This is a genomic window from Saccharothrix coeruleofusca (genome assembly GCF_014648515.1).
Classification (GTDB): Bacteria; Actinomycetota; Actinomycetes; order Mycobacteriales; family Pseudonocardiaceae; genus Actinosynnema; species Actinosynnema coeruleofuscum.
This window is the reverse complement of sequence record NZ_BMRG01000005.1, coordinates 55,394-65,336: the sequence shown is the minus strand read 5'-3', so window position 1 is coordinate 65,336 and position 9,943 is coordinate 55,394. Positions and strand designations below refer to the sequence as shown.

At 72.3% G+C, this 9,943-nt stretch carries 12 protein-coding genes; 9 read left to right on the top strand and 3 right to left on the bottom strand.

Translation table 11 applies throughout. The features are described 5' to 3' along the window. Positions 1-179 precede the first annotated feature (179 nt). Positions 180-911, top strand: a complete 732-nt coding sequence (locus IEZ00_RS15695; RefSeq protein ID WP_189224005.1) for an SDR family NAD(P)-dependent oxidoreductase — start codon at positions 180-182, stop codon at positions 909-911. Here IEZ00_RS15695 and IEZ00_RS15690 read toward each other — a convergent pair. Together IEZ00_RS15690 and IEZ00_RS15685 are read right to left on the bottom strand one after the other, a co-directional pair. Then, positions 865-1,860 (bottom strand): chymotrypsin family serine protease, encoded by a 996-nt coding sequence (locus tag IEZ00_RS15690; protein WP_189224004.1) that lies wholly within the window; start codon positions 1,858-1,860, stop codon positions 865-867. The two genes, IEZ00_RS15695 and IEZ00_RS15690, sit on opposite strands and share 47 nt — an antisense overlap. A gap of 114 nt (positions 1,861-1,974) precedes the next feature. Further along, complete coding sequence (locus tag IEZ00_RS15685; RefSeq protein WP_189224003.1) at positions 1,975-3,105, bottom strand: UDP-N-acetylmuramate dehydrogenase; 1,131 nt, start codon at positions 3,103-3,105, stop codon at positions 1,975-1,977. On the opposite strand from IEZ00_RS15685, the gene IEZ00_RS15680 reads away from it, so the two are divergent. Together IEZ00_RS15680 and IEZ00_RS15675 are read left to right on the top strand one after the other, a co-directional pair. Beyond that, positions 3,092-3,586, top strand: coding sequence for a DUF2505 domain-containing protein (locus tag IEZ00_RS15680; RefSeq protein WP_189224002.1), 495 nt, complete (start codon positions 3,092-3,094; stop codon positions 3,584-3,586). The two genes, IEZ00_RS15685 and IEZ00_RS15680, sit on opposite strands and share 14 nt — an antisense overlap. After that, the gene (locus IEZ00_RS15675; RefSeq protein WP_189224001.1) at positions 3,565-4,362 is read left to right on the top strand and encodes a class I SAM-dependent methyltransferase; all 798 of its coding nucleotides are present in this window, start codon (positions 3,565-3,567) and stop codon (positions 4,360-4,362) included. The genes IEZ00_RS15680 and IEZ00_RS15675 overlap by 22 nt, the downstream gene beginning before the upstream one ends. Before the next feature lie 108 nt (positions 4,363-4,470). Here IEZ00_RS15675 and IEZ00_RS15670 read toward each other — a convergent pair whose 3' ends face one another. After that, positions 4,471-4,743, bottom strand: a complete 273-nt coding sequence (locus IEZ00_RS15670; RefSeq protein ID WP_189224000.1) for a hypothetical protein — start codon at positions 4,741-4,743, stop codon at positions 4,471-4,473. 111 nt (positions 4,744-4,854) lie between these two features. Here IEZ00_RS15670 and IEZ00_RS15665 point away from each other — a divergent pair, with 111 nt between their 5' ends. The 6 genes from IEZ00_RS15665 (at position 4,855) to IEZ00_RS15640 (ending at position 9,934) form a co-directional block, all read left to right on the top strand. Continuing rightward, positions 4,855-5,715 carry a helix-turn-helix domain-containing protein gene (locus IEZ00_RS15665; RefSeq protein WP_189223999.1) on the top strand — a complete coding sequence of 287 codons (861 nt, stop codon included), beginning with the start codon at positions 4,855-4,857 and terminating at the stop codon, positions 5,713-5,715. Between the two features lie 11 nt (positions 5,716-5,726). Beyond that, positions 5,727-5,900, top strand: a complete 174-nt coding sequence (locus tag IEZ00_RS15660; RefSeq protein ID WP_189223998.1) for a DUF397 domain-containing protein — start codon at positions 5,727-5,729, stop codon at positions 5,898-5,900. An 18-nt stretch (positions 5,901-5,918) separates the two neighbouring features. Next, positions 5,919-6,653, top strand: a complete 735-nt coding sequence (locus IEZ00_RS15655; protein ID WP_189223997.1) for a maleylpyruvate isomerase family mycothiol-dependent enzyme — start codon at positions 5,919-5,921, stop codon at positions 6,651-6,653. Between the two features lie 24 nt (positions 6,654-6,677). Then, positions 6,678-7,553: a formyltetrahydrofolate deformylase gene (gene purU / locus IEZ00_RS15650; protein WP_189223996.1), complete on the top strand. Its 876-nt coding sequence runs from the start codon at positions 6,678-6,680 to the stop codon at positions 7,551-7,553. 103 nt (positions 7,554-7,656) lie between these two features. After that, complete coding sequence (locus IEZ00_RS15645) at positions 7,657-8,574, top strand: hypothetical protein (RefSeq protein WP_189223995.1); 918 nt, start codon at positions 7,657-7,659, stop codon at positions 8,572-8,574. A gap of 1 nt (position 8,575) precedes the next feature. Then, positions 8,576-9,934 (top strand): neutral zinc metallopeptidase, encoded by a 1,359-nt coding sequence (locus IEZ00_RS15640; RefSeq protein WP_189223994.1) that lies wholly within the window; start codon positions 8,576-8,578, stop codon positions 9,932-9,934. Positions 9,935-9,943: the final 9 nt, after the last annotated feature.

The window sequence follows — 9,943 nt, the reverse complement described above, 5'->3', positions numbered from 1 at the left end:
CGTCCCCGCCGACCGGCGCGGGGCTGCCCGCTTCGCCGTTCGCCGAGCACCCCGCCAGCAGCGCACCGCCGAGCAGCAGAACCACCAATTTCCTGCGCACGTTGTCGACCTCCCGACCAAGAGACGTGCTGAACGACGACCGGTGCGGGTGAGCCCTGTCACACGCCTAGGATCGCGGCGTGAACCGTCCCACCGCAGTCGTCACCGGGGCCAGCGCGGGAATCGGTGAAGCCACCGCCCGCAGGCTCGCCGCCGAGGGTTTCCACGTCGTGCTCGGCGCACGACGCCTGGACCGAATCAAGGCTATCGCCGCCGAGATCGACGCAACCGCGATCGAGTTGGACGTCACCGACGCGCGGTCCGTGACGGAATTCGTCGCCGCGATCGACGGCGCCCGCGTGCTGGTCAACAACGCGGGCGGCGCGCGCGGCCTGGACCCCGTGCTGGAGGCCGACGAGGAGCAGTGGCGGTGGATGTGGGAGACCAACGTGCTGGGCACGCTGCGGGTCACCAAGGCCCTGCTGCCCGCGCTGATCGCCTCCGGTGACGGGCACGTGGTCACGGTCACCTCGATCGCCGCGTTCGAGGCCTACGACAACGGCTCCGGCTACACCTCCGCCAAGCACGCGCAGTCCGCGCTGCACCGCACCCTGCGCGGCGAGCTGCTGGGGCAGCCGGTGCGGATCACCGAGGTGCTGCCCGGCATGGTGGAGACCGACTTCTCGGTCAACCGGTTCGACGGCGACGCCGAGCGCGCCGCCGCGGTCTACCGGGGCGTGACGCCGCTGACCGCCGACGACGTCGCGGACGTGATCGCCTTCGCGGTGACCCGCCCCTCCCACGTCAACCTGGACCAGATCGTGCTCAAGCCCCGCGCCCAAGCGTCCGCGAGTCGGGTGCACCGGGGGTGAGCACGTCCACGTCGAGCTGGTCGAGCACCGGCCCGATGGGATTGGCGAACACCCGCGAGGCCGAACCCGCGCAGTAGAGGCCGACCACGCGGTTGGCGTCGTCGAGCAGCACCGCGCCGGAGTCGCCGTGGTCGCCGAAGCGCGCGGTCTCCACCCGGATCTGGTCGTGCAGCGTGCGCACGCCGATGCCCACGCCGAAGTCGAGCGTGATCGCCGCGTCCGTGGAGGCCACCACGCCCTCGGTGAGCCCGGTGGTGCGCCCGCGCTTGCGCACCCTGGCGCCCACCCGCGCCTCGGCGTGCCCGGTCACCGGGCCCAGGTCGACCACCTCCGGCCGCACGTGCCGGGTGTGCAGCAGCAGCGCGGCGGCGTCCACCCGGCTGGACAGCGCCGCGCGGGCCAGCGAGCCCACCCGGTCGCGCACCGGGTGCCCGCCGTCCACCCTGGACGGGTGCACCATCGGGTCGCCGACCGCCCACGCGTCGTCCACACAGGCCACGTGGAACGCGGTCAGCGCCATGACCTGGCAGTTGCCGCGCGGCCGGACCAGCGCGCCCAGGGTGCCCGCGACCAGGTAGTCGTCGGCGGTGGGCACGTCCGGCGGCACGAACCGGATGGCCCGGCTGGGCCCGACGCCGATGCCGCCCACCACCGGGTCGTGCCGCTCCGCGCCGGGCACGCCCCCCGGCGAGGCCAGCGTGTGGTGCGGCACGAAGACGTCCTCCACCACGTCGGTGGGCACGCCCAGCACGTCCGGCGGCACGCCGAACCGGCCCGCGCCGCGCTTCTCGGTCACGTAGACGACGATGGCGAGCCTGCCGGTGGGCTCACCGCCCGCGACCTTCTCCCCGATGTCGACTCCGACGACTCCCGGCCTGCTCAGGAAGTCGTCCTCGACCAGCTGCTTGACCGGTCTGATCGATGCTCTCTCGTGGTCGGGATGGGCCATGACGACCTCCGCGGGAATCCCTCAACTCCATGAAACGCGTGGAGTGAGGATTCGTCACACCGAGTCACCCGAACGGCCGTTCGGATTGCGGGTAACGACCCGGCGGTAGGTTCGCTACAGCTCGCAGCCCACCAGCACCGGTTCCGGGTGCAGCTCGACGCCGAACGCCCCGCGCACGCCGTCGCGCACCTCGCGGGCCAGGTCCAGCAGGTCCTCCGTGGACGCCCCGCCCCGGTTGGTCAGCGCCAGGGTGTGCTTGGTGGACAGCGACACCCGCCCGCCCGGCCCCCGGTGGCCGCGGCCGAAGCCCGCCCGCTCGATCAGCCACGCCGCCGACAGCTTGCGGTACCCCGGCCCGGCCGGGTAGGTCGGCACGTCCACGTGCCTGCCCAGCCGCTCGGCGATGCGGATCAGCACGCCCGCCAGCGTCGACTCGTCCAGCATCGGATTGGTGAAGAACGAGCCCGCGCTCCAGGTGTCGTGGTCGGCCGCGTCCAGCACCATGCCCTTGCCCCGGCGCAGCTCCAGCACGGCCTCGCGGGCGGCGTCGGCGGGCACCCGCGCGCCCTGCGCCACGCCCAGCACGCGGGCCAGTTCGGCGTAGCGGATCGGCGCGGACTGGCCGCCGGAGGTCAGCGCGAACCGGGCGCGCAGCACCACCGCCCGGTCGGTGCCCTTGAGCACGCTGGTCCGGTAGGCCAGGCCCAGCTCCTCGGCGGGCATCTGGCGGACCCGGCCGGTGCGCCGGTCCAGCAGGTCCACAGAGGTCAGCACCTGCGAGATCTCCACGCCGTACGCACCGACGTTCTGCACCGGCGTCGCGCCGACCAGGCCGGGGATGCCGGACAGGCACTCCAGGCCGCCGAGGCCCTGCGCCACCGCCTCGGCCACCACCGAGTCCCAGTCCTCGCCCGCCTCGACGGTCAGCTGCACCAGGCCGTCGCCCAGCGGCTCCGCGCTCCGGCCCAGCGTGCCGACCTGCACGACGGTGCCGGGGAAGCCCGCGTCGGACACGACCAGGTTGGACCCGCCGCCCAGCAGCAGCAGGGGTTCACCGGCGGCGTCCACCTCGCGGACGGCGTCGACCAGCTCGGCGGCCGAGGTGGCGCGCAGGAACCGCGCCGCCGGGCCACCGAGCCGTAGCGTGGTGCGCTCGGCGAGCGGCACGCGGGCGCGCACCTGGGCACTGGACAGCGGGGTGGTCACGGGCGTCAACGGTAGCCTCCGCGACATGGCACGCCGCATCGAGCACCTGACCACGTCGAGTTGGCCCGCGCGGGACGTCTTCGCCGCGCTGGTCGACGAGGACTACCTGCGCGAGCGCCTGGAGGTCCTGGGCGGCAAGGACGCCGCCCTGGAGGCGTACACCTCGGCGGGCGGGACCACGTCCTACCAGCTGCGGCAGGGCCTGTCCGCCGAGCAGCTGCCGTCGATGGCGCGCGGCGTGCTCGGCGGCGACCTGGTCATCCACCGGGCCGAGGCGTGGACCGAGGCGGGCCGCACCGGCACCGCGGAGGTGACCATCGACGGCGTGCCCGGCAGGCTCGACGGCACCCTGACCGTCGCCGACCGGGGCGAGGGCTGCGCGCTGACGCTGACCGGCCAGATCAAGGTGAGCATCCCGCTGGTCGGCGGGAAGATCGAGGCGATGATCGCCGAGCAGGTGGTGAAGCTGCTCGACCGCGAGAACGAGTTCACCTCCGCATGGCTCGCGCGCCACGCCTAGCGGCGGGCCGGGCCCGCGCGCTCGGCCTGCCCACACGGGGCACCACCAACCCCAACCGGCTGCGCCGAGTGGACCGGTGGGTGGTCTCCGCGCACCGCGACCTGCTGCGCGGCTCCCCCCTCGTGGTCGACCTGGGCTACGGGTCGTCGCCGGTGACCACGGTGGAGATGGCCGCGCGGCTGCGCGCGGTGTGCCCGGAGGTCCGGGTGCTCGGGCTGGAGCTGGACGCCGAGCGCGTCGAGGCGGGCAAGGCCGTGGCCGACCCGCCGTGGCTGGAGTTCCGGCGCGGCGGGTTCGAGCTGGCCGGGGCCAGGCCGGTGCTGCTGCGGGCGTTCAACGTGCTGCGGCAGTACACCGAGGAGCAGGCCCTGGAGGCGTGGACGACCATGCTCGGCAGGCTCGCGCCCGGCGGGGTGCTGGTCGAGGGCACCTGCGACGAGATCGGCCGCCGGTGCTCGTGGGTGTCGCTGACCGCCGAGGGGCCGCGGACCTTCACCCTGTCGTGCCTGCCCGCCGACCTGGACACCCCCGGCGACCTGGCCGAGCGGCTGCCCAAGGCGCTGATCCACCGCAACGTGCCGGGCGAGCGGGTGCACGCGCTGCTGTCCGAGTTGGACGCCTGCTGGGCCACCGCCGCCCCGTTCGCCCCCTTCGGCCCGCGAGCCCGGTGGGTGGAGGCCGTGCGCCTGCTGTCGGCCCGCTGGCCCGTCCTGGACGACCGCAAGCGCTGGCGCCTGGGCGAGGTCACCGTCCCGTGGGACTCCGTGGCCCCCTGACCATCCCCTACCCTGGTGTCGAAGTTCGGCACCGCGGGTGCCGAGCGAGTCGCAAGGCCAGGTGCACCTGGGGCAGACCGGGACCCTGGCCTTACGCATGTCCTGCGGTCACGGCCAGACGAGACCCACTTCAGCGGTGGCCGACCAGCGGCGCACCGCCGCGTCGACCGACCCGGAAACGCCCTGTTCGGTCCCGCTCGGACTCGCCCACAGGACGCGGTCGGGGAATTCCATTCCCCACGCCTGCACCGTGCCGCTGAGCAATTCGCCCATGTCGTCGCGCTCCAACTCGCACACCGCGAACAGCCTTGGTGCGGCCAGTTCACCGATCACCGCGCGCTCCGCGCCGTCCAGGGTCCAATACCGCGTGTTCTCATCCATGGACGGCAACGTATCGGCTAGCTGCTATCCCAAGGAATTAAACGATCGGGTGATGTCATCCGTCGGCTAGGAACGGCAGACTCGCCGCATCCCCGATCTGGAGGCGACACCTTGGCGACCAAGCCGGACCCCATCGCCCTGCGCAAGAGAATCGGCACGGAATTGAAGAGGCACCGCTACCTGGCCAAGCGCTCGGCCCACGAGGCGGCCGAGGAGCTGGGCTGCTCACGCGGGAAGATCAGCCAGATGGAGATCGGCTTCTACCGGCTCCACTTCCGCGACGTGCGCGACCTCCTGCTGTTCTACGGCGCGCCACCGGAGGAAGTCGAGCGCCTGGTCGGCATGGCGAAGGACTCCGCGCTGCCGAGCTGGTGGGAGCCGTACGCCGAGGTCGTGGAGGACTGGTTCGCGTTCTTCCTCGGGTCCGAGGGCGAGGCCATTCGCGAGTTCAACTACGAGCAGCAGGTCATCCCCGGCCTGCTGCAGACCCCCGAGTACGCCGAGGCCGTGACCGAAGCCAGCAACACCGTGCGCATGAGGGACCGCCAGAAGGTCGTCGACCTGCGGCTGGCCAGGCAGCGGCGACTGCACGAGGACGAGCCGCTGGCCCTGACCGCAGTGGTCGAGGAGACCGCCCTGCGCCGCCCGATCGGCAGCCCCGCGGTGCGACGCGCGCAACTGGAACACCTGCTGATCATGGGCGAGCTGCCCAACGTAGGCGTGCAGGTGATCCTGACCGAGGTCGGCGCGCACTCGGGCATGGCCGCCAACAACTTCATCGTGCTGGAGTTCGCCGACTACAACCCCGGCGTCTACTTGGAACACCCGCCCGTGGTCGGCGCTCGCTACGACGTGGAGGCCCCGGAACTGGCGTCCACCTATATGATGATCGCGAAAGAACTTCAGACCAAGGCACTGGACGAACACCGCTCGGCCGAGTTCATCAGGAAGCTGATCGCCCAACTGAAGTAGCGGAGGACACCATGACGTCAACAGGAACGACCTGGCGCAAATCCAGCCGCAGCCAGAACCAGGGCGCTTGCGTCGAATGCGCGGTCACCACCACCCGCGTCGGCGTCCGCGACTCCAAGAACCCCACCCCCACCCTGGACTTCCCCCGCTCCGCCTGGACGGATTTCCTCCGCGCGCAGCGCTGAGTCCCTAGGCTGCTTTCCGTGGAACACGCGGACTTCGTGCGACAGCTCCGGACCCAGTACGACGCCCTGCTCACCGCCGCGCGCTCGGCGGGCCCCGAGGCGCGGGTGCCCACCTGCCCGGAGTGGACGGTGCTCGACCTGTGCCACCACCTCGCGGGCACGCACGCCTGGGCGCTCAAGGCCGTGCGGACCGCCCCGGACGCGGAGCGGCCCAAGCCCGAGGAACGCCCCCGCGACTGGGACGAGCTGCTCAAGTGGTGGCGGTTCACGTTCCAGGAGCTGGAGGACACCCTCGCCACCGAGAGCCCGCTCAAGCCCTCCTGGACCTTCACCGGCCCGAAGAACGCGGGGTTCTGGGCGCGCAGGCAGGCCCACGAGACGGCCATCCACCGGCTGGACGCCGAGCACGCGCTGCACGGCCCCGAGGTGCCCACGCTGCTGTTCGACACCGCCTTCGCCGCCGACGGGGTGGACGAGTACCTGACGCGGATGCTCGTGCGCGCCGCCGAGCGCAAGCCCGTCGAGCGCGGGGGTCGCCTGCTGTTCCACGCCGCTGATGCCCAGCGCACCTGGCAGGTGGAGCTGGCGCCGGGCGAGGCCCCGCGCGTCGGCCCGGTGGTGGACTCCGGCACCGCCGAGGACGTCACGGTCGCGGGCACCGCCGACGCGGTCTACCGGGCGGTGTGGGGCAGGCCCAGCGGGGCCGTCGTCACCGGCGACCGGTCGCTGTTCGAGTCCCTGCCGCGCGCGTAGCGGGCACCGGGGGATACTGCCTGGGTGCCCCAGCCTGAACGCCGCTACGTGATCACCTTCGGCTGCCCCGACCGCACCGGCATCGTGGCCAGGATCTCGTCCTTCCTGGCCGAGCACGGCGGCTGGATCGTCGAAGCGGCCTACCACACCGACCCGGACACCAACTGGTTCTTCACCCGCCAGGAGGTGCGCGCGGACTCGCTGCCGTTCGACGCCGACGAGCTGCGCGCGCGGTTCGCCGAGGTGGTCGAGGAGCTGGGCGGCCAGGCCAACTGGCGGGTCACCGACACCGGCGAGCGCAGGCGCGTGGTCATCCTGGTGTCCAAGGAGGCGCACTGCCTGTACGACCTGCTCGGCCGGGTGACGTCGCGGGAGCTGGACGTGGACGTGTCCGCCGTGGTCGGCAACCACGCCGACCTGGCGGGCATCACCAGGGCGCACGGCATCCCGTTCCACCACGTGCCGTTCCCGGCCGACGACCCGGCGGCCAAGCAGGCCGCGTTCGCGCGGGTGCGCGAACTGGTCGCCGAGCACCAGCCGCACGCCGTGGTGCTGGCCAAGTTCATGCAGATCCTGCCGCCGGAGCTGTGCCAGGAGTGGGCGGGCCGGGCGCTGAACATCCACCACAGCTTCCTGCCCTCGTTCGTCGGCGCGCGGCCCTACCACCAGGCCCGCCGCCGGGGCGTGAAGCTGGTCGGCGCGACCTGCCACTACGTCACCGCCGACCTGGACGCCGGGCCGATCGTGGAGCAGGACGTGATCCGGGTCGACCACGCCGACTCGGTGGCCGACATGGTGCGCAAGGGCCGCGACATCGAGAAGGTCGTGCTGGCGCGCGGGTTGCGCTGGCACCTGGAGGACCGGGTGCTGGTGCACGGAAACCAGACCGTCATCTTCTGACCTGCGATTTCACTCCGCTGGAAAAAAGTTCGAACCGATCCGGGACCGCGCTCGTGCTCCTGGTGTCCTCACGATCGGCAAACAACCCCACGGAGTAAATCCCATGCTGCGCAAGCATGTCGCGCCCCTCGCTGCTCTCCTGGCCGCCGGTGCGCTCGCGTTGTCCGCCTGCGGCACCACTGGCTCGGCCCAGCCGTCGCCGTCGTCATCGCCCACGCAGCAGCAGGAAACCGGCAGCTCAGGGGACGTGTCGCTGCTGTCGGGCACAGCCAGGTCGAACAAGGCCGACGAGCAGGCGGGCGATCTCGCGCCGGATTCCGCACCCCGGGAAGTGAAGAACAAGTGGGTGCAGCTGCGGGCCTCCCAAGCGGGCGAGCTGAATCCCGTCGTGGTGAATGGCGCGGGATTCACGCTGTACCGCTTCGACAAGGACACGGCCAACCCCTCGAAGTCCACCTGCAACGGCGACTGCGCCAAGACCTGGCCGCCGGTGACCATCGCCAAGGGCGGCAAGGTGTTCTTCAGCGGCATCAAGAAGGCCGACATCGGCGCGGTCACCCGTGACGACGGCCAGCTCCAGCTCACCGTCAAGGGGTGGCCGGTCTACCGGTTCAACAAGGACGCCAAGCCCGGCGACACCAACGGCCAGGGCGTGGGCGGCACGTGGTTCGGCGTGCGCCCGGACGGCCAGAAGGCCGGTGACGCGGCCAAGCCCAGCACCCCGGCCACGGCCCCGAGCAGCGCGCCGCCCGCCGACGACGCCGAGCTCGGCGACCAGGTGACCCTGTTCACCGGCAAGGACTTCGACGACTTCAGCGGCAACAACTTCGCCACCGGCATCACCGGCCCCGGCTGCAAGGACATCCGCGGCACGTTCCTGTCCGCCGTCCCGTCCGGCCCGGTGAAGCTGTGGGCCGAGCCCGGCTGCAAGGGTACCTCGGTGGTCGTCGACGACGACGCCCGCGACCTGACCGCCCTGGGCTTCCCCAACGGTCCGAAGTCCGTCCGCTTCGCGGGCTGACGTGAAGACCGCGGTTGTGGCGGCGGTCGCCGCCGCCGCGCTGGCCGGGTGCGCTCCGCAGAGCGTGCCCGGCACGGCCGTCGACTCCCCCCGGCTGGACCCCACCAAGGTGGCGGGCCTGGCCATCACCACCGGCGACAGCGGCCTCAAGCCCGGCGCGCCCGCACCGGACCGGCAGGCCCAGAACTCCGACGGCGGCCGGATCGACCAGCTCGCCACCGCCGCCGTCGCCGACGTCGAGCAGTACTGGGGCAAGCGCTTCCCCGAGGTCTTCGACGAGGACTTCGCCCCGGTCGGCAGGCTGGTGTCCTACGACTCGCGCGGCCCGAACCAGCGGCTGTGCGGCACCGACACGGCGGGCCTGGTCAACGCCTTCTACTGCTCCGGCGAGCAGGACCTGGTGGCCTGGGACCGCGGCGAGCTGCTGCCGTCGCTGGACGACATCTCCGTGGTCGCCGTGCTGGCGCACGAGATCGGCCACGCGGTGCAGTTCCGGCTGGGCGTGGACGGGCAGACCCCGACCATCGTCAAGGAGCAGCAGGCCGACTGCTACACCGGCAACTACTTCCGCTGGGTCGCCGAGGGGAAGTCCCAGCGGTTCCAGCTGTCCACCGGGCCGGGGCTGAACCAGATCCTGGCCACCCTGTTCGCCATCCGGGACTCGGCGGGCACCAGCTTCGACTCCGCCGGCGCGCACGGCACCGCGTTCGACCGGGTGACCGCGTTCCAGTTCGGCTTCGCCGAGGAGCCGAAGCGGTGCGCGGAGATCGACTTCGCGGAGATCCAGCGGCGCAGCACGCAGCAGGCGTTCGGCGAGGCCGACGAGGACCAGGGCTTCGGCCGGGGCAACATCAAGGTCGACGACCAGCAGGCGCTGGCCGACCTGCGCGACAGCCTGGCCGCCGCGTTCCCGGACGTGCCGGTGCGCTTCGACGCCTCCTGCCGGGGCACCTCGCCCGCCGCGTACTGCCAGGGCGCGGTGGGCGTGGACCTCAGGGCCCTGGTCGGGGTGAGCCGGATCGGCGACTTCGCCGCGTTCGGCGCGGTGGCGTCCCGGTACGCGCTGGCCGTGCAGGACGCCGCCGGGCTGCCCGTCGAAGGTCTGGTGGCGGGCCAGCGCACCGCGTGCCTGACCGGCCTGTGGGCCTCGACGATCGTGCGCGGCAAGGGCGCGGCGCTGGAGCTGTCGCCGGGTGACCTGGACGAGGCCGTGGTCGAGCTGCTCAGCCGGAACAGCCTCATCGCGGGCGACGTGCGCGGGCAGACCATCCCGTCCGGTTTCGCCAGGGTGGAGGCGTTCCGCGAGGGGTTCCTCACCGGTTCCGCCGACACCTGCGCCACCCGGTTCCGGCCAACGTAGGCTGCGCCG